At 37.9% G+C, this 19,104-nt stretch carries 18 protein-coding genes; 10 read left to right on the top strand and 8 right to left on the bottom strand.

Going from position 1 to position 19,104, the window contains the following annotated elements; genetic code table 11:
- The first annotated feature begins 92 nt into the window (after nucleotides 1-92).
- From A7A78_RS12535 to A7A78_RS12525, 3 genes are read left to right on the top strand one after another with little or no spacing between them, the layout of a single operon-like run.
- Complete coding sequence (locus A7A78_RS12535) at nucleotides 93-2,576, top strand: beta-mannosidase (protein ID WP_068762841.1); 2,484 nt, start codon at nucleotides 93-95, stop codon at nucleotides 2,574-2,576.
- A 2-nt stretch (nucleotides 2,577-2,578) separates the two neighbouring features.
- On the top strand, nucleotides 2,579-4,882 hold the full coding sequence (locus tag A7A78_RS12530; RefSeq protein ID WP_068762800.1) for a beta-N-acetylhexosaminidase: 2,304 nt from the start codon (nucleotides 2,579-2,581) through the stop codon (nucleotides 4,880-4,882).
- Nucleotides 4,879-5,604: a copper homeostasis protein CutC gene (locus A7A78_RS12525; protein ID WP_068762799.1), complete on the top strand. Its 726-nt coding sequence runs from the start codon at nucleotides 4,879-4,881 to the stop codon at nucleotides 5,602-5,604. The genes A7A78_RS12530 and A7A78_RS12525 overlap by 4 nt, the downstream gene beginning before the upstream one ends.
- Here the strand turns inward: A7A78_RS12525 and A7A78_RS12520 are convergent.
- Genes A7A78_RS12520 through A7A78_RS12510 form a run of 3 tightly spaced genes read right to left on the bottom strand, consistent with a single transcriptional unit; the run spans nucleotide 5,596 to nucleotide 7,205 of the window.
- Nucleotides 5,596-6,090 carry a YciI family protein gene (locus A7A78_RS12520; protein ID WP_068762798.1) on the bottom strand — a complete coding sequence of 165 codons (495 nt, stop codon included), beginning with the start codon at nucleotides 6,088-6,090 and terminating at the stop codon, nucleotides 5,596-5,598. The genes A7A78_RS12525 and A7A78_RS12520 overlap by 9 nt on opposite strands.
- Nucleotides 6,080-6,559, bottom strand: a complete 480-nt coding sequence (locus A7A78_RS12515; protein WP_068762797.1) for a CYTH domain-containing protein — start codon at nucleotides 6,557-6,559, stop codon at nucleotides 6,080-6,082. The genes A7A78_RS12520 and A7A78_RS12515 overlap by 11 nt, the downstream gene beginning before the upstream one ends.
- Nucleotides 6,540-7,205 (bottom strand): NAD(P)H-binding protein, encoded by a 666-nt coding sequence (locus A7A78_RS12510; RefSeq protein WP_068762840.1) that lies wholly within the window; start codon nucleotides 7,203-7,205, stop codon nucleotides 6,540-6,542. Before A7A78_RS12510 ends, A7A78_RS12515 begins: the two co-directional genes overlap by 20 nt.
- Nucleotides 7,206-7,275: 70 nt before the next feature.
- On the opposite strand from A7A78_RS12510, the gene dinB reads away from it, so the two are divergent.
- A complete protein-coding gene (gene dinB, locus A7A78_RS12505; RefSeq protein WP_068762796.1) occupies nucleotides 7,276-8,379 on the top strand; it encodes a DNA polymerase IV in 1,104 nt (367 codons plus the stop codon).
- 110 nt (nucleotides 8,380-8,489) lie between these two features.
- Nucleotides 8,490-9,251 carry an SH3 domain-containing protein gene (locus A7A78_RS12500; protein ID WP_068762795.1) on the top strand — a complete coding sequence of 254 codons (762 nt, stop codon included), beginning with the start codon at nucleotides 8,490-8,492 and terminating at the stop codon, nucleotides 9,249-9,251.
- Here the strand turns inward: A7A78_RS12500 and pyk are convergent, their stop codons facing one another.
- The 5 genes from pyk to A7A78_RS12475 all read right to left on the bottom strand — a co-directional run bounded on the left by pyk (nucleotide 9,252) and on the right by A7A78_RS12475 (nucleotide 13,573).
- A complete protein-coding gene (gene pyk, locus A7A78_RS12495) occupies nucleotides 9,252-10,682 on the bottom strand; it encodes a pyruvate kinase (RefSeq protein ID WP_068762794.1) in 1,431 nt (476 codons plus the stop codon).
- Nucleotides 10,683-11,174: an IPExxxVDY family protein gene (locus A7A78_RS12490; RefSeq protein WP_068762793.1), complete on the bottom strand. Its 492-nt coding sequence runs from the start codon at nucleotides 11,172-11,174 to the stop codon at nucleotides 10,683-10,685.
- A 149-nt stretch (nucleotides 11,175-11,323) separates the two neighbouring features.
- Nucleotides 11,324-12,067 (bottom strand): ribonuclease III, encoded by a 744-nt coding sequence (gene rnc / locus A7A78_RS12485; RefSeq protein ID WP_068762792.1) that lies wholly within the window; start codon nucleotides 12,065-12,067, stop codon nucleotides 11,324-11,326.
- 8 nt (nucleotides 12,068-12,075) lie between these two features.
- A complete protein-coding gene (gene fabF / locus A7A78_RS12480) occupies nucleotides 12,076-13,329 on the bottom strand; it encodes a beta-ketoacyl-ACP synthase II (protein WP_068762791.1) in 1,254 nt (417 codons plus the stop codon).
- A gap of 10 nt (nucleotides 13,330-13,339) precedes the next feature.
- Entirely contained in the window at nucleotides 13,340-13,573 is a 234-nt protein-coding gene (locus tag A7A78_RS12475) for an acyl carrier protein (RefSeq protein ID WP_014781833.1), read from the bottom strand.
- 222 nt (nucleotides 13,574-13,795) lie between these two features.
- Between A7A78_RS12475 and purN the strand changes: the two genes are divergently transcribed.
- The 5 genes from purN (at nucleotide 13,796) to A7A78_RS12450 (ending at nucleotide 18,600) form a co-directional block, all read left to right on the top strand.
- On the top strand, nucleotides 13,796-14,365 hold the full coding sequence (gene purN / locus A7A78_RS12470; protein WP_068762839.1) for a phosphoribosylglycinamide formyltransferase: 570 nt from the start codon (nucleotides 13,796-13,798) through the stop codon (nucleotides 14,363-14,365).
- Between the two features lie 34 nt (nucleotides 14,366-14,399).
- Complete coding sequence (locus A7A78_RS12465; RefSeq protein ID WP_068762790.1) at nucleotides 14,400-14,957, top strand: hypothetical protein; 558 nt, start codon at nucleotides 14,400-14,402, stop codon at nucleotides 14,955-14,957.
- Between the two features lie 40 nt (nucleotides 14,958-14,997).
- Nucleotides 14,998-15,630, top strand: a complete 633-nt coding sequence (locus A7A78_RS12460; protein ID WP_068762789.1) for a ribonuclease H1 domain-containing protein — start codon at nucleotides 14,998-15,000, stop codon at nucleotides 15,628-15,630.
- Nucleotides 15,631-15,719: 89 nt separating this feature from the next.
- Nucleotides 15,720-16,643 carry a PfkB family carbohydrate kinase gene (locus A7A78_RS12455; protein ID WP_068762788.1) on the top strand — a complete coding sequence of 308 codons (924 nt, stop codon included), beginning with the start codon at nucleotides 15,720-15,722 and terminating at the stop codon, nucleotides 16,641-16,643.
- A 58-nt stretch (nucleotides 16,644-16,701) separates the two neighbouring features.
- Nucleotides 16,702-18,600, top strand: a complete 1,899-nt coding sequence (locus A7A78_RS12450; protein WP_068762787.1) for an amidophosphoribosyltransferase — start codon at nucleotides 16,702-16,704, stop codon at nucleotides 18,598-18,600.
- Nucleotides 18,601-19,104: the final 504 nt, after the last annotated feature.

Here is a 19,104-nt window from a genome sequence, read left to right as displayed (position 1 = left end):
TCATAATTTTTATTGTTGATTGTAAATCTGTCTTGAATTTTTTCAGGGCAGATTTTTTTATATCCTATTTCGAAAACAGCTATTTTAGTGCAATGGGAAAATTTCACTTCATCATTTTTTTACTTGTTTTCGCCTTTATTTCCTGTGAAGAAGTTCCAAATGAAACTATTTCGTTGAATGGCGATTGGCAGTTTTCTGAAGATGGAAAAAATGATTGGAAAACTGCGGAAGTTCCCGGAACCGTGCAAGCAGATTTGCTGCGATTGGGAGAAATTCCAGACCCCTTTTTAAAAAATAACGAAGACTCCATTCAGTGGATTTCGGAAAGAAATTGGCAGTATAAAAAGCAATTTTCGGTATCCGAAGAAATCTTAAAAAGAACGAAACATTTTTTGAATTTTGAAGGTTTGAATACCTATGCCGAAGTTTTTTTGAACGACAGTTTAATCCTTTTCGCGAACAACGCTTTTCGGGGTTGGGAAGTGGATGTAAGTGATGCTCTAAAATCAGAAAACGAAATTTTGATAATTTTCAAAAGCCCAGATTCAATCGAAAAAAGTGAAGCTGAAAATTTAAATTATGAGCTTCCCGGCGGAAGTCGTGTTTTCACCAGAAAGCCGCAATATCAATACGGTTGGGACTGGGCGCCTAAAATTAAAACCATCGGAATTTGGAAAAATATTTCATTAATAAATTACAATGTTGCGCGACTAAAAGATGTTTTTCTTGAAACAAAATCCATTTCAGATTCACTTGCTGAAATCGTTGCAAAATTTGAAATTGAAACGGAAAAAGAAGAAGAAATCACGCTGAAAATTACCAATAAAAACACTTCCGAAACTTTTTCTTCAAACTTTAAAACCAAAGCGGGTGAAAGTGAATATCAAATACCTTTCAACATCAAAAACCCAAAACTTTGGTGGACGCATAATTTGGGAGAACCATTTCTTTATAACATTCAAGTTGAATTGATTCACAACAAAAATGTTTTGGAAACCTATTCAAAAAAACTTGGTGTTCGCTCCATAGAATTAATCACCGAAAAGGATTCCAAAGGTGAAACATTTTATTTCAAACTGAACGGAAAACCAGTTTATATGAAAGGCGCCAACTATGTTCCACAACAAATGTTGGAAGCACAAATTGATCAAGAAAAATATGTAAGATTGATTGATGATGTGGTGGCAGCAAATATGAATATGCTCCGCGTTTGGGGCGGTGGAATTTATGAAGATGATTATTTCTACGAATTATGTGATGAAAAAGGGGTTTTAGTTTGGCAGGATTTTATGTTCGCATGTGCCATGTATCCCGGCGATGCCGCATTTTTAGAGAATGTAAAGCAGGAAGCAATAATAAATATAAAACGTTTGCGCGGCCATCCAAGTTTGGCGCTGTGGTGCGGCAATAACGAAAACAGCGAAGGTTGGCAACGGTGGGGCTGGCAGGACGGTAAAACCGAAGCACAAAAGCAGGAAATCTGGAAAAATTATTACGCTGTTTTCAACCATATTTTACCGCGAGCGGTGGACAGTTTAAGTCCGAATATCAATTATTGGGAAAGCTCTCCAAAATATGGCCGAGGCGACAAACGCTACCAATTTGAAGGGGATACCCACGATTGGTGGGTTTGGCACGATGGCTATCCTTTTGAGCATTTTGAAGAGGAAGTTCCACGATTTATGAGCGAATTTGGTTTCCAATCATTTCCAAGTATTGAAACTTTAAAATATGCCACAAAAAGAGATTCTGTTTTATTGAATGATCCGTTTTTTGCAAACCATCAAAAGCATTCAAGAGGCTTTAAAATTATTGATGATTATATGGCGCGAGATTTTCCCGTTCCAAAAAATGCTGAAGATTATGTTTACATGAGCCAACTTTTGCAAGCCTATGGAATTACAAAAGGAATCCACGCCCAACGCCGAGCAAAACCCTACAATATGGGTACGCTTTATTGGCAATTGAATGATTGCTGGCCCGCTGTTTCGTGGTCTAGTATAGATTATTTGGGCAATTGGAAAGCCTTGCATTATCAAGCAAAAAAGGCTTTTGAAAACGTTTTGATCTCCACGGAAGAAAAGAATGATTCTCTCCATATTTTTGTAGTGAATGATACTTTTGAAACGATTTCAGATAAGCTTTCAATAAAGTTGATTGATTTTGATGGAGCTATAATTTATGAAAACCAGCTTTTGGTTGAAAGTGCTGAAAATAGAAGTAAAGTGCTATTTTCACTTCCGTTGAAAACTTTGAAATTTGACAAAGCATTTTATGTTTTAAATATCAATTTCGGTAAAAGTGAATACTTTCATTATTTTGTAAAACCGAAGGATTTGAAACTGAGCGAAAGCGAAACCCAAATCGAAATCGAAATGGCGAAAGGTGGTTTTTTACTAAAGCTATCTTCCAAAACACTTCAGAAAAATGTATTTTTAATTGCCAATGAAAAAGGAACTTTTGAAGATAATTATTTTGATCTTTTGCCGAATGAGCCTAAAACAATTCTTTTTTCAACCGAAAGCAAATCACCGCCAAAACTGGAATATAAAACCTTAAATCAATTCATAAAATAACGATGCGAAAAATCCTTTTCTTATTCATAATTATAATGTCCGCTGGAATGTTTTCGCAGAGCGATCAAATTGCACTGATTCCAAAACCGCAGTCTTTGGAATTAAAAAAAGGAACTTTCAAAATTGATGAAAACATTACCCTTTATTTTGAACCAGAATTTGAAATTGCAGGAAATTTTTTAAATGATTTTCTTCAAAATGGAGCGGGATTTCAGCTTAAAAAAACTTCGGAAAAAGAAGCAGATTTAATTTTCAAAAAAGATGTGTCCCAACCTTCCGAAGGCTATATTTTAGAAATATCAAATTCAAAAATTACAATAAAAGCTTCTGATGCGAGCGGTGCTTTTTATGCGGTTCAAACCTTGCGGCAATTACTTCCGCCCCAGGCTGAGACAAAAAATCCAACTAAAAAACAATCATTTTCAATACCACAATTAACGATTACAGATTACCCAAAATTTCAATACCGAGGAATGCATTTGGATTGTGCACGGCATTTTTTCGATATTGAATTTGTAAAAAAATATATAGCAAATCTCGCGTTGTTGAAAATGAATACATTTCATTGGCATCTCACAGACGATCAGGGTTGGCGCATTGAAATAAAAAAATACCCCGAGCTTACTGCAAAAGGCGCATTTCGGGAAGAAACGTTAATTGGCCATTATAACGATACCCCACAAAAATTTGACGGCAAGCGTTACGGCGGTTTTTACACCCAAGAAGACATAAAAGAAGTAGTAGCTTTTGCTGCAAAACACAACGTTACCATAATTCCCGAAATTGAAATGCCTGGCCACGCCCAGGCTGCAATCAGTGCCTATCCTGAGTTGGGCTGCACAGGCACACAAATTCCCGTTGCTACAACTTGGGGTGTTTTTGAAGATATTTTTTGTCCGAAAGAAGAAACTTTTACTTTTTTGGAAAATGTGTTAAGTGAAGTTATTCCTTTATTTCCAAGTGAATATATTCACATCGGCGGCGATGAAGCCCCAAAATTACAATGGAAGAATTGTGCTCATTGCCAAAAATTGATAAAGGATAAAAATTTAAAAGATGAGCACGGTTTGCAGAGTTATTTCATTCAGCGAATAGAAAAATTTGTAAACAGCAAAGGGAAAAAAATAATAGGCTGGGATGAGATTTTGGAAGGCGGCCTAGCGCCAAACGCAACCGTAATGTCGTGGCGTGGGATGCAGGGCGGAATTGATGCTGCAAAAGAAAAACACGACGTGATCATGACGCCAACCTCACATTCTTATTTTGATTATTATCAAAGCGATAACCCAGATGAGCCCTTGGCAATTGGAGGTTTTGTTCCCTTAAAAAAAGTGTATTCTTTCAATCCAATTTCTAAAGAATTAAATGCAGAGGAGTCAAAATATATACTCGGTGCGCAGGCCAATCTGTGGACGGAGTACATTCCGAATGAAAAGCAAGTTGAATATATGGTTTTTCCAAGAATCCTTGCTATGAGTGAAGTTACGTGGAGCGGTCCTTCAGAAAATTTGGAAAAGGATTACCCAGATTTCGTTACTCGCGTTGAAGCGTTTATGCCGCGTTTGGATTCTTTGAATATTAATTATGCCAATCATTTATACGAACTTGAAGGCAAGATTTTGAAAGAGGACGGCAAGGTTTTTTACGAGCTGACAACGCCAACAAAGGGAAAGGAAATCCGCTACTCTATAAATAATTCTGAAACTAAAGCCTATTCAAAACCGATTTTGATTGAAGAAAATTCGAAGATTTCAGCCAATGTTTTTAAAAATGGCGAAAAAGTGGGGCGCGATTTTTTCGAAGAAATTATGTATCACAAAGGAATTACAGCTAAAATTTCATTGAGCGTTCCGCCAAATCCTGCGTATGCCGCTGGTGGAAAAGAAGCTTTGATTAATGGAATTTCAGGAAGTGATAAACGTTACGGTGATAAGGAATGGCTGGGCTTTTGGGGAGATGATTTGGAAATTACAATTGATTTTGGGACTCCAACAGACATCAATTCCGTAACCACTCGTTTTTATAATGCGCCGGGACAATGGATTCACGCACCAAAGATTATAAAAATGATAAGACCCTTTGTTGACGGAACTACAGATACGATATCGATTCCAACTTTTTCCCCCGATGATAATAATGAAAATATTATTGAAGGATATATTCCTATAATACCAATCCTTGCAGGAAAAATGATCGATGGGTCAAAGATTGTTTTAATAATCCCAAATTATGGAATCATTCCCGAAGGCCAACAAGGAGCTGGAAACAAAGCCTGGACATTTATTGACGAAATTATTATAGAATGATTATAGAAATCTGCGCCAACAGTTTTGAAAGTGCTCAAGCCGCCCAAATTGCTGGAGCAAACCGAATAGAGCTTTGCACCGAACTTTCGGTTGGCGGGCTCACGCCAAGTCACGGCTTGATTGAAAAAGTGGTTTCGGAATTGAATATTCCCACTCACGTTTTAATCCGCCCGCGAAGTGGAAATTTTACTTATTCTAAAGAAGAAGTTGATGTAATGCTTCGCGATATTGCATTTTGCAAAAAGTTAGGTTGCGCAGGAATTGTAAGCGGAATTTTGACTTCGGAAAATAAAATCGATTTAGAAAAAACAAAAGAATTAATTGCCGCTTCCGAAGATATGGAGTTTACTTTTCACCGCGCTTTTGATTGGGTTGAAAACCCAATTGAAGAACTTCAAAAATTGATTGATTTAGAAGTAAGCAGATTGCTTTCTTCGGGTCAAAAACCAACTGCAATCGAAGGAATTTCTCTTTTAAAAGAACTTCAAAATATTTCAAAGGGGAAAATAGAGCTTATGCCGGGAGGCGGGATTAACATTGAAAATGCCTTGAAATTTAAGAAAGCTGGATTTAAAAGCATTCACTTTTCGGCAACAACGAAAAAGCAAGTTCTTTCAAAAAAGCCCATCGTTTCAATGCACAGTGATTCTTTTTTTGAAGAAGGAATTATTGCGACCTCAAATGCCGAAACCATTCAAAAAATAAAAGCCCTTTTACCGTAACGGAAATCCTTTGGCAGCCCACCACGGGTGGATTTCAATCACCAATCTTCCTGATTTTACCATTGGGTCCATATTGGCTAAGCTGTCCGCCATTTTTTGGGTGGGAACATTATAAATAGTGATACCTCGAATGTCGCCATCATCGCCAAACGGGCCTGAAATGTCTGCAAAACCTTCTTCATACATCCGGCCCAAGTGTGCTAAATGTAACTTTTGAAGACTATCTGCTTCTTCCTTGGTTTGCGAACGGGTTGGGCCACTTTTCAGGAATGCAATAAAATATTGTTGCATCAAAATAGTATCACCAGATTTGTCGTCAACGTAATCGAAAGTTTGAAAACCCTTCTCGTTTAGTTCCTTTTTCAATTGCGCCATTGGAATTTTAACTTCCTCTGGGCATGGTTCGGTTATATATTCTTTTTCAACTTTGGTTTCACAACCATAAAGTGTAATTCCTATAATTGCAACAAGTAATTTAGCTTTCATTTCTCCAGTTTTTAAAAGGGTTTTTACTCAAATTTGAATTGTAATATTTCACATCACCCGTAACTTCCTTTCCCAGCCATTCGGGTTTTGAAAAGGGCTCGGTTTCTGAATTAAGTTCTATTTCGGCAATGATTAAACCTTCGTTTTCGCCCATAAAATCATCCACTTCAAAAGTATGGTCGTCAAAGAAAATTTCATAACGGGTTTTTTCAATAATTCCCGGTTCACAGAGATGTAGCAACTCCTCAGCTTCTGCCTGTGAAATTTGTTTTTCCCATTCAAAGCGCGAAAGACCGGATTTATTGGACTTCCCTTTAATGGTCAAAAATCCATCATTTCCTTGAATGCGAATGCGCACAGTGCGTTCGGGATTTGTGTTTAAAAACCCCTGTACAATACGTGTTCGTTTGTGGGCTTCGTTTTTAAAAACTTCGGATGTTACCAAAAATTTACGTTCTATTTCCTGCATTTTGGGCTATATGTTTAATTTCATCGGAAGTTATTTGTTGTTTTGGAAATTCTTTTTTCACCAAAACCAGCATTGCTTCAGCAATGGTTTCAGCTTTTATCATTTTGTATTTCTTCGGAACCAAAAATCCGAAACTCTTCATAAAAATGGTTGCCATTTTTTCACCAAAACGGTTTTCTTCACGATCGCCAACAATTAGTGAAGGTTGCAGGATGTATGTATTTTCAATATGCTGATTTAAAACATCGCGTTGCATTTCACCTTTTGTTTTGTTATAAAAAATACTACTGTTTTCGTCCGCACCCATTGCTGAAATTACAATGAAAGTTTTAATTCCGTTCTTTTTTGCAAGCTTTGCGGCAGTCACGGGAATGCCGTAATCAATCTTTTTATAGGTTTCCTTATTAGGCGTTTTGGATTTTGTAGTGCCAATGCAGCAGAAAACCACATCGGCTTTAAATGCTTCGGAATGTTTTTCCAGTTGGAACATACCTATCAAATGCTCCTCGATTTTTGGGGAATTCATTTCAGCAGTGCTGCGCGAAAAGAGTTTTATCTTTTCAAAAGAAGGGTTTTTCAAAAGTTTTTTAAGCAGGATACTTCCCGTTAAGCCCGTAGCGCCTAAAATGATTGCTGTTTTTTTCATTGAATATGTTTCCATTAAAAATAGGTTTCGACTGCGCTCAACCAGACATTAAAGATATTAAATTTGTAAGATGCAGGACGAAATGCCCATCCGCAAAATAATTCACGTAGATATGGACGCTTTTTATGCGTCCGTGGAGCAGTTGGACAATCCCGATCTTCGCGGAAAGCCGATTGCCGTGGGCGGTAGCTCAGCCCGTGGCGTCGTGAGCGCGGCGAGTTATGAAGCTCGGAAGTTTGGCGTTCGCAGTGCGATGAGTGGCGCAATGGCAAGAAAACTTTGCCCCGAACTTATTTTTGTGCGAACCAATTTTGACCGTTATAAAGAGGTTTCAAAACAGATTCGGAAAATATTTTTTGAATATACAGATTTGGTGGAGCCACTTTCGCTGGACGAAGCTTATTTGGACGTTACCGAAAACAAAAAAGGCAATCCCAGCGCCACGCTGATTGCGACCGAGATTCGGAAAAAGATAAAAGAAAAGACAGGGTTGAACGCTTCCGCAGGGATTTCGGTGAATAAATTTGTGGCCAAAATTGCCAGCGATATTAATAAGCCTAACGGACAAAAAACTATCGGTCCCGAGGAAGTGGTTCCTTTTTTGGAAACGCTGGATGTAAAGAAATTTTATGGCGTTGGGAAGGTTACAAAAGAGAAAATGTACCGTTTGGGCATTTTTACGGGAAAGGATTTGAAAAGTAAATCGCTTGAATTTTTAGAGGAACACTTCGGAAAGAGCGGTGGTTTTTATTACAAGGTGGTCCGTGGCATCCACAATAGCAAAGTAAAGCCTTCGCGAACGCAGAAATCGTTGGCAGCAGAGCATACTTTTTCTGAAAATATTTCTTCTGAAATTTTTATGATGGAACGGCTTGAGGAAATCGCAGCAGAAGTTGAAAACAGGTTAAAGAGCAAAAAACTGGCGGGAAAAACTGTTACGCTGAAAATTAAATATCGCGATTTTACACTGCAAACCCGCAGCAAAACACTTCCGCTGTTTATCGCTTCCAAGGAATTGATTTTGGATGTAGTTAAAGAATTGTTATTTCAGGAAAAGATGAAGGAATCGGTACGGTTGTTGGGAATTTCAATTTCACACCTAAACAACGAAACCCCAAAGAAAAAGGAGGTTCCGAAGGAATCAATAGACGTGCAATTGAAACTTGAATTTTAAGCCTCCTCCGTCTTCGGCACCTCCTCCTGAAAAAGGGGGAGGAAGATTGTAAAAATTTTAAATATGATAGAAAGCTACGTATCTTTAAACTAATTTAAAACTCCAGATTTATGAAGACCGTAGCTTTTTCCATCCTTGCCCTTGCAGGTTTCACTTTTCTTTTTTCCTGTAAAAATGACGCCAAAACCAACGAAGAAACCCAAACCGTTGTAACAGATTCCATTCCTGCGGAAACTGCGCCGGATGCTATGTATGTTACTGCCGTTAGTGGGTTGACTTTACGTGAATTTCCAAACTTGCAAAGTGCAAAACTTGCCGTGATGCCTTTGGGCACGAAAGTGAAAATTTTGAATGCCGAAGGAAAAACCACGATGAACGTGGGTGGAATTGATGGCGCGATGGATGAGGTTGAATACAATAATAAAAAGGGTTTCGCCTTTAATGGTTTTCTGTCAAAGTTTTATCCACCTGAAGAAGATACTGCCGCAAAAAACTATGCTGAGGAATTAAAAAAGGATTTTCCAAAGGTGAATTATTCCGAAGCAACGGGCGGCACAGCAAGCAAGCCCACCAAAACTGAAACTTTGATTCTGCCAACAGATAAATGGCACGAAGCATTTTTTACGGCCCAACAACTTTTTGCAATTCCGAAATCGTTTGCGTTTCCAAATCCTAAGGGCTCCAATAACGAAACGCAACAAAACAACGAGAAAAAGAAAACCGATTTTATCAGCGAGCTACAGGTTTCACGAAATAGCAACGAACTTCAGAAAATAGTTTATAACTACAAAACAACTGGTTTTGGATATACGGTTACTATTACCAAGGAAGCGGATGGAATGAAACTTGAAAAGACCGAAGTAGCTGACTAATTATTTCACCTGCGTAACCCGCAACGTATTTACCATGCCTTTATCCACAATTGGCATTGCCGCAAGATTGATTAAATAATCGCCTTTGTGCACGAAGCCTTTTTCACAGGCAATTCTATTTACATCATCCACAGTTTCATCTGTACTTACGTATTTGTCGTAATAAAATGCTTTTACGCCCCATAATAAATTCAAACGGGCGAGAATGCGTTTGTTGCTGGTAAATGCCAAAATAAAAGCTGACGGCCGCCAAGCCGAAATTTGGAAAGCGGTGTAACCACTATTGGTCAACGTGCATATAGCTTGTGCTTCAATTTCATTTGCCATATGTGCTGCGTGATAACAGATGGATTTGGTAACGTAACGGTTGGTTTTAATCTGTGGCGGCTCTTGTGGAACTCGGATCAATTCAGAATTTTCTACACTTTTAAGGATTTTTGCCATTGTTTTTATAACCGCTACGGGATAATTTCCCACGGAAGTTTCCCCGGAAAGCATCACCGCATCAGCACCGTCCATTACGGAGTTTGCAACGTCATTCACTTCGGCGCGGGTTGGCGTTAGTGAAGTTATCATCGTCTCCATCATTTGGGTGGCGATGATTACTGGAATTCGGGCACGCTTTGCGGTAAGTACCAATTCTTTTTGAATCAACGGAACTTCCTCTGCGGGAACTTCTACTCCCAAATCGCCACGGGCCACCATCAAGCCATCACAATATGCAATGATTCTGTCAATATTTTCGACCGCCTCGGGTTTTTCAATTTTAGCGATGATAGGAATTTTATATTCTGAATGTGCTTCAATTAACGCCTGTAGTTCCTTTAAATCTTCAGCGTGGCGCACAAAGGATAGTGCGAGCCAATCTACTTTTTGCTGAATGGCAAAAACAGCATCTTCTTTATCTTTTGCGGTAAGTGCCGGAAGTGAAATTTTGGTGTTTGGCAGGTTCACTCCTTTTTTGGAACGAAGGGGCCCGCCTTGAATTACCATAACTTTCACTTCATCTTTTTTATTGGTTTCAAGCACTTCAAAAATAAGTTTGCCGTCATCCAAAAGAACGCGTTCGCCGGGGTTCACATCTTTTGGAAAATTGTTATAGTTCATATACACCTTCTTCTTGGTGCCTTCAAATTCTGCCCCAGTTACAAAGGAAAGTTCATCGCCCGGTTGCACTATAACTTCTTCCTTCATAACCCCAACCCGAAGTTTTGGTCCCTGCAGATCGCCCAAAATGGCTACGTGCGTGTCAAGTTCTTCGGAAAGGTTTCTAATGGTTTTAATAGTTTTTTTTACAGTTGCATAGTCTGCATGGGAAAAATTCACCCTAAAAACATCTACGCCTTCCAAAATCATATGTTTCAAGATTTCTTTGCTGGAAGTTGCAGGGCCAAGGGTGGCGACTATTTTTGTTCTTTTTTGGTTTGACATTTAATCGAAAATTAAATTGTTCTTTGACTTTATTGTGTCCATTTCTAGCGTATATGCAGAAATGACTTGTTTTATCTCATTTATTTGTGAAAGAATTCTTCGAAGCGGAACTGTTTCAAAATCTGAATAAATTTTCAGAAAATAATCTACTTTTTTGAATTCGGGAAGCAGGTAATGAACCGTGGATTTTTCGGAGACCATTTCAGCAAACAAGCCGCCGGAACTCTGTAAACTCGCTTCAACCGATTTACATTTGTTGGCTACCAAATAAAAGTGGGTGTACTTGTGCACGTCCTCAAAATTATACAGCGGAAAAGTAATGAGTAATCCTTCGGTTGAAAAATCGAGATCAGTCTGTTTTCTTTTTAATTTTAGACTGAGATGTTGATTCATCAAAAAAGCCATTTTATAGGCTTCTTCACTGCAATGAATGGCAATGAGCGTATAAGGCTCTTCAAAATCTTCATCAAATATTAATTTGTGATTTGCCATATTTTTTGATGCTGTTGATTCTATAGATTCTATGGAAGCTATTGTTCGTGCTTCCGAATGTTATTACACAAAAATAGGCAACTTTAAAGGGATTAACGAAACAACTTGGTTGCTAACGTTAAATTTGACAGAAAAATAACTTCTGCTTTTTAAGGTTTTTCCGAATCTACCTTAATCTGAAGCTTGTAAAAAGCTCTTTTCGCAGCGCGTTCCTCTGCTTTCTTTTTTGAAGTTGCGCGGGCTTTTGTTACTATTTCGTCTTCAAGTTTTAGGCGAACGGCGAAATGTTTCAATTCGTCTTTGCCATTGTCTTCATAAACTTCAAAGTTGAATTGCTTTTTGTTTTTTTGGCACCATTCAATGAAAAGACTTTTGTAGCTAATTACTTTTCCTTCCAATTTTTTGATGTCAACATATGGTTTTATAACTCTCTTTTGAATGAATTTTTCGCAGTATTTAAATCCGCGGTCCAGATAAATAGCCCCGACCAAGGCTTCAAAAACGTTTCCGTAAATATTACCGCTGAATTGTTGCGTTGGAATAGTAGTTTTTAAAAATTTGATGAGGTTCAAATCACGGCCCAGTTCGTTCAAATGTTCGCGACTTACCACTTTGCTCCGCATTTTTGTTAAATAACCTTCGTTGCCTCCAGGTACTTTTTTAAATAGATGTGCCGCAATAACGGCTCCCAGCATGGCATCGCCCAAAAATTCGAGCCGTTCATAATTTTGCGGTTGGCCGCTGGTGTTTTTTTCGTTGGTGGAACGATGTGTGAAAGCGGTTTCGTAAATGGAAAGGTCTTTGGGTTTAAACCCCAATATTTTTTTTAGGGAATTGGAAAATTCCCCGTTTTTGTCTGAACGGGAAGAAAATATGTTTTTAATGGAAGCCATTAATTGTTTTAGGCATCAAGTTTTTTAAAGAGCACACAAGCATTGTGCCCGCCAAACCCAAAAGTATTGCTCATCGCCACTTTTATGTCACGTTTTTGAGCTTTATTAAGAGTAAGGTTTAAGGAAGGATCTATATTTTCATCTACCGTAGTATGGTTTATGGTAGGTGGAACAATCCCGTGTTTCATTGCCAAAATAGAGGCAATTGCTTCAATAGCGCCGGCAGCTCCCAAAAGGTGTCCGGTCATAGATTTTGTTGAATTGATATTGATGTCTTTAGCGTGTTCGCCAAAAACATTTACAATAGCTTTCAATTCGGCAACGTCGCCAAGTGGGGTTGAGGTTCCATGGGTGTTTATGGCATCCACTTCATTCGGACTCATATTGGCATCGCGCAGGGTGTTCAGCATAACGCGTTCCACACCAATACCGTCTGGATGGGGTGCCGTCATATGGTAAGCATCACTGCTCATACCGCCGCCCACAACTTCAGCATAAATTTTTGCGCCACGTTTTTTTGCGTGTTCGTATTCCTCAAGGATCAAGGCACCGGCTCCTTCCCCCAAAACAAAACCATCGCGGGTCGCGTCAAAAGGACGTGATGCCGTTTCAGGACTATCGTTACGGGTTGATAAAGCGTGCATTGCGTTGAAACCACCCATTCCTGCTTTGGTAACAGCAGCTTCACTTCCGCCAGTCACAATAATATCACAATGCCCCAAACGTATATAGTTGAGTGCATCTATCATTGCATTGGCAGCAGAAGCGCAGGCAGAAACAGTAGTGTAGTTGGGTCCCATAAAACCGTGTTTTATGGAAATGTTTCCGGGCGCAATGTCCGCAATCATTTTTGGAATAAAGAAGGGGTTGAAACGTGGTGTTCCATCCCCTTCTGCAAAGTTTATTACTTCATCTTGAAAAGTTTCCAACCCACCAATTCCGGCTCCCCAAATTACACCAACGCGGAATTTGTCAACCTCATCGAGGTTTATTCCGGCATCTTGTATCGCTTCATCGGAAGATACAAGGGCATATTGGGCAAAACGGTCAAGTTTTCGGGCTTCTTTCCTGTCAAAATGATCTTCTGCGTTGAAATTCTTCAATTCGCAAGCGAATTTTGTTTTGAACTTTTCAGTATCAAAATATGTTATAGGCGCACAGCCACTTTTCCCGCTTACAAGGGCGTTCCAATATTCTTGAATATTGTTGCCAATAGGGGTAAGGGCACCAAGGCCAGTAACTACAACTCGCTTTAATTCCATAGAAGAATTGTTATTTTGCTGCTTCTATATAGGAAATTGCTTGACCAACAGTGGCAATGTTTTCAGCTTGGTCGTCTGGAATCTGGATATCAAATTCTTTTTCAAATTCCATAATAAGCTCTACCGTATCTAGGGAGTCTGCTCCTAAGTCGTTAGTGAAGCTGGCTTCGTTTACAACTTCGTTTTCGTCTACACCTAATTTGTCTACGATAATCGCTTTTACTCGTGATGCAATGTCTGACATAATTCTTGATTTTTAAATTTAATTATAAGTGGCAAAAATAAAATATTTTAATTGAAAACACCATTTAATGTTAAAAATGTGGATTTGATAATTTTGAATTTTCACATTTGAACAAAATTGGGAAAACCAATTTAAACAATTTTGGGCGAAGTAAAACCCTATTACCTTACTTTTGTTATTTATTTTAATTTATTACTTCTGGAAAAACTTTTGGAAACGGGAATGAAGAAGCGGATTGTAATTTTTGCGTCGGGTAGCGGTACCAATGCCGAGAACATTATTAAATACTTTCAACGAACCCAATTTGCCGAGGTCGTTCGAGTGCTTTCAAACAAGAAAGATGCCAAAGTTTTGGAACGTGCTGAAAAACTTAAAGTTAAAGCAGATTCTTTCACAAAAGATGAATTGTTTTCTGAGGAAGGTATTTTGAAAACTTTAAAGAAAATGCAGCCAGATCTTATTGTCTTAGCGGGTTTTCTATTAAAATTTCCTGAAATTATCTTGAAAGAATTTCCAAATAAAGTGATAAATGTTCATCCAGCTTTGCTGCCAAAATATGGCGGAAAAGGTATGTATGGAAATTTTGTTCACCAAGCGGTTGTGGAAAATAACGAAGCTGAAACTGGAATAACCATTCATTATGTGAATGAAAATTATGATGAGGGTGCCATTATTTCACAAAAAAAGGTGAAGCTTTCAAAAACTGAAACGGCTGAAACCGTCGCTGAAAAAATCCATAAATTGGAACACGAATGGTTTCCTAAGATAATTGAAGAGGTATTATTAATCTGATAATCTTAAAATGATTTAGATAATTTTGAACTGTATGAAAAAGAAAATATTTATCATAATATTATTTTCGGTTTTAGTTTGTTCATTAGTATATAGAAAGGATTTAAAGCGTCTTTATAACAATTATCAAGAATTTAGAGTCCTAAATAATTCCATAGTTTGGAGTTCTGAAAAGAAGTTAAAATTTAGCGACTTTAATTACGAACCTGAAAAAATTCAAATGGATAATGTTGCTGTGACAGTCGGAATTATATCTGTTCATGATATTTCTAAAAAAATAACTCATCGCTCGACAACTATTTTTATGCCTAAAGAATCATTCATAACAAATAAAAATGATTCACTTATTTTAAGAATTGCACAAGCTCGTTTTGACCTGTGTGAATTATATCGGAGAAAAATGGAATTGAAAATAACTTCTTTAAATAAACAAAACATTGAAAGCATAAATACTGATAGTATTACAAAATATGAAGAATTATATTATGCACTTTTTGAGAAAGAATGGGATAAATTCAACGAAATAAAAACGAATGAATTAAGTATAGGATTAATGAAGATGGAAAAATATCTTGAACAAGAATTAAATTAAAATGACTTAAAACTTTACTGGTATTTGAAATTATTTCGAAATGTCTAAAAAGCAAAAATTTTACGTGGTTTGGTTCGGAAATCCTGCTGGAATTTTTGACAGTTGGAAGGAATGCAAACGCTCTATAGACGGAGTAAAAGGTGCACAATACAAAAGCTTCGAAACTTTTGACGAAGCTAAAGAAGCTTACAATAAAGAATATGCAGATTATAAAGGGAAAACTGTAAAAAAAACACTTTCCAAAGAACAACTTCAAAAAATTGGCGAGCCAAATCTGTATTCCATTGCTGTTGATGCAGCTTCCAGCGGCAACCCCGGAAAAATGGAATATCGCGGGGTGGACACGCAAACGCACAAACAATTATTTCACCAAGGTCCTTTTCAGCAGGGAACTAATAATATTGGGGAGTTTTTGGCGCTTGTACACGGCTTGGCATTTCTGAAAAAAAACAACAGCGACCGCATTATTTACAGTGATTCACGAATTGCAATGGGTTGGGTGAAAAAGAAAAAATGCAACACAAAACTAAAGCAATCTGCAAAAAACAAAACGCTTTTTGAATTGGTTGCTCGCGCCGAGAACTGGCTAAAGACTAATAAATACGAAACAAAAATCGCAAAGTGGGAAACAAAAGCCTGGGGTGAAATTCCTGCGGATTTTGGGCGGAAATAAAACGCTCAACAATATTTTTTTAAAGCTGTTAAAAGACAATTCCATTATAATTAATTTGATTAAATTTGCACCCTCTTTAAAAACCCTTTATGAGCAAACTCGTAATTGTTGGCACCGTTGCCTTTGATGCTATTGAAACTCCTTTCGGAAAAACCGATAAAATTCTTGGTGGTGCCGCAACCTTCATTGGTTTGGCAGCTTCACAATTTAATGTGGATGGCGCTATAGTTTCAATTGTTGGGGGTGATTTTCCAAAGGATGATCTTAAAATGCTTGAAGAAAAAGGGATGGATATTTCCGGACTTGAGGTTGTTGAAGATGGAAAAACCTTCTTTTGGAGCGGAAAATATCATAACGATATGAATACCCGCGACACTTTGATAACCGATTTGAATGTGCTTGCAGATTTCAATCCGAAAGTTCCCGAAAATTATCGCGATGCCGAAGTGGTTATGTTAGGAAATCTACATCCGCTCGTCCAACTGAGCGTAATTGAACAGATGGATTCGCCAAAATTGATTGTTTTGGATACTATGAATTTTTGGATGGACAGTGCTTTGGAAGAGTTAATGAGCGTGATTGCTAAAGTTGATGTAATCACAATAAATGACGAAGAAGCAAGACAGCTTTCTGGCGAATATTCATTAGTGAAAGCTGCTCATAAAATTATGGAAATGGGTCCAAAATATGTGGTTATAAAGAAAGGAGAGCATGGCGCATTGCTTTTTAGTGATGATGATGTTTTCTTTGCACCCGCACTTCCGCTGGAAGAAGTTTTTGATCCAACTGGAGCTGGCGATACTTTTGCAGGAGGGTTTACCGGCTATCTGGCAAAAACGGGAGATTACAGTTATAATAATATGAAGAATGCCATTATAAATGGTTCGGCCCTGGCTTCATTTTGCGTAGAAAAATTTGGCCCCGAAAGATTACTCAAACTTTCAAATAGCGAAGTGCATCAGCGCTTACAGCAATTTAAAAGCTTGACACAATTTGACATCAAATTAACCTAAATACGCGCCCTGAAATTTCAGGGCGTTTTTTGTACATTTATATAGTTTCAGAAAAAATATGAGCGACGCGTTAAAACACGAATGTGGAATTGCACTGGTAAGACTGTTGAAGCCCTTGGAATATTACAAGGAAAAATACGGAACCGCTTTTTACGGTGTAAACAAAATGTATTTAATGATGGAGAAACAGCACAACCGTGGACAGGACGGTGCCGGTTTTGCCAGCATTAAATTGGACGTAAATCCAGGAGAGCGCTATATAAGTCGTGTTCGCTCCAATGCCGCGCAACCTATTCAGGATATTTTTGCACAAATAAACGAACGTATAAATCTTGAATTTTCTCAGCATCCAGAATATAAAGACGATGTTGCAGCACAGAAAAAAAACATTCCATATATAGGTGAATTATTCCTCGGTCATGTTCGTTACGGTACTTTCGGAATAAATAGCGTTGAAAACGTCCATCCTTTTCTGCGTCAAAACAATTGGATGCACCGTAATCTTATAATTGCGGGGAATTTCAATATGACCAATACCAACGAGCTTTTTGACAACCTCATAAAACTCGGAATGCACCCTAAAGAGAAGGCCGATACCGTAACGGTTATGGAAAAAATTGGCCATTTTTTAGATGATGCGGTTCGAAAACTCTATAAAAAGGCAAAGGCAAAAGGAATGACCAAACAAGAGGCATCACCCTTTATTGCAGAACACCTTAATTTGGCGAAAATACTTCGGAAATCTGCCGCAAATTGGGACGGAGGTTACGCCATGGCCGGTCTTTTGGGCCACGGAGACTCATTTGTGTTGCGAGATCCGGCAGGAATTCGTCCCGCATATTTTTATCAAGATGATGAGGTGATTGTGGTTGCTTCGGAAAGACCTGCAATCCAAACCGTTTTCAACGTTCCTTTTGAGGAAGTGAAAGAATTAGATCCTGGACATGCCCTTATTATAAAGAAAGACGGGAGCAAGAAACTTTCGGAAATACTTGCTCCTTTAGAGCGAAGATCCTGTTCTTTTGAAAGAATTTATTTTTCCCGCGGAAGTGATGCGGAAATCTATCAAGAGCGAAAAATGCTCGGAAAATTGATAATGCCGAAAATTTTAAAGGCAATCGATTTTGATACGGAAAATTCAGTTTTCTCTTTTATACCGAATACTGCCGAAACTTCTTTTTACGGAATGCTGGAAGCGGCTCAAGACGAGCTCAACAAACAGAAAAATGAGGCAATCCTGAAAGAAAAGGAAAGCTTGACTCCCGAAAGACTTCAGCAAATACAAGCGCATAAAATCCGCACGGAGAAAATTGCAATAAAAGACGTAAAACTTAGAACGTTTATTACAGACGATAGTAGTCGAGATGATCTGGTAGCACACGTTTATGACGTTACATACGGCGTTGTAAAACCAGATGACAATTTGGTTATTATTGACGATAGCATCGTTCGCGGAACTACTTTGAAAAAGAGTATATTGAAAATGCTGGATAGGCTTCATCCAAAACAGATTGTTGTAGTTTCTTCAGCCCCTCAAATTCGTTATCCGGATTGCTATGGAATTGATATGGCGCGTTTAGAGCATTTAGTGGCTTTTCAAGCAGCTTTGGAACTTCATAAAGATCGCGGAACCTATGGAATTGTTGAAGAGATCTACCATAAATGTAAGGAGCAAGTTACAATGGAAGATGTTTCGGTAATTAATCATGTTAAAAAGCTTTATGCTCCTTTTACTGATGAAGAGATTTCAGATAAAATTTCTGAAATAATAAGCAACGAAAACATAAACGCAAAGGTGAAAATTATCTTTCAATCTGTTGATGATCTTCACAAAGCATGCCCTAAAAATCTTGGCGATTGGTATTTCACCGGAAACTACCCAACAGCAGGCGGAAACAGGGTTGTGAACAGGGCCTACATCAATTTTTATGAAGGCAATCCAGAACGTGCTTATTAAAAGTCTTTAAATTTTAACACAGCCTTTACCGTTTATCGGAAACCCAATCCACTTAATCGAAATTGTTGATTAACACTATATTAGTGTATAAACTTAAATTATATTTGAGCTTACCATAAGGCGTAAGTAGGTTAGGTCTATGGTAAGATTTGGGGCAAAAAAGGTAGGCGAAAGCCTGCCTTTTTTCATGCCCCAAATTTGGGGTGGCGAGCCTTGGGAACATCTATAATCTATTTAGAATTTTATTGCGAGCCGTTTTGTTTTTCCCTTTACGAAAGCCTGCCTTTTTTAAAATTACGAATCTCTCAGGGGTGACTCGAGCTCAATGAAGAAATTTTATAACAAATCTTCTTCAAATAAACTCTAATATTTTAAATGTTAAAATTTGGAATTAAAGAATGATTTTTTGACTGAAAAACAATAAAATATGTTTTTCAACGAGAAAATAAGCAATTCATCTAAAACCATAATTTTGAATACTTTATTGGTATATATTTGAACATA

The sequence above is a fragment of the Aequorivita soesokkakensis genome (assembly GCF_001641085.1).
Taxonomy (GTDB): Bacteria; Bacteroidota; Bacteroidia; order Flavobacteriales; family Flavobacteriaceae; genus Aequorivita; species Aequorivita soesokkakensis.
The sequence above is the reverse complement of the archived record's forward strand: the minus strand, read 5'-3'. Positions and strand labels throughout refer to the sequence as shown.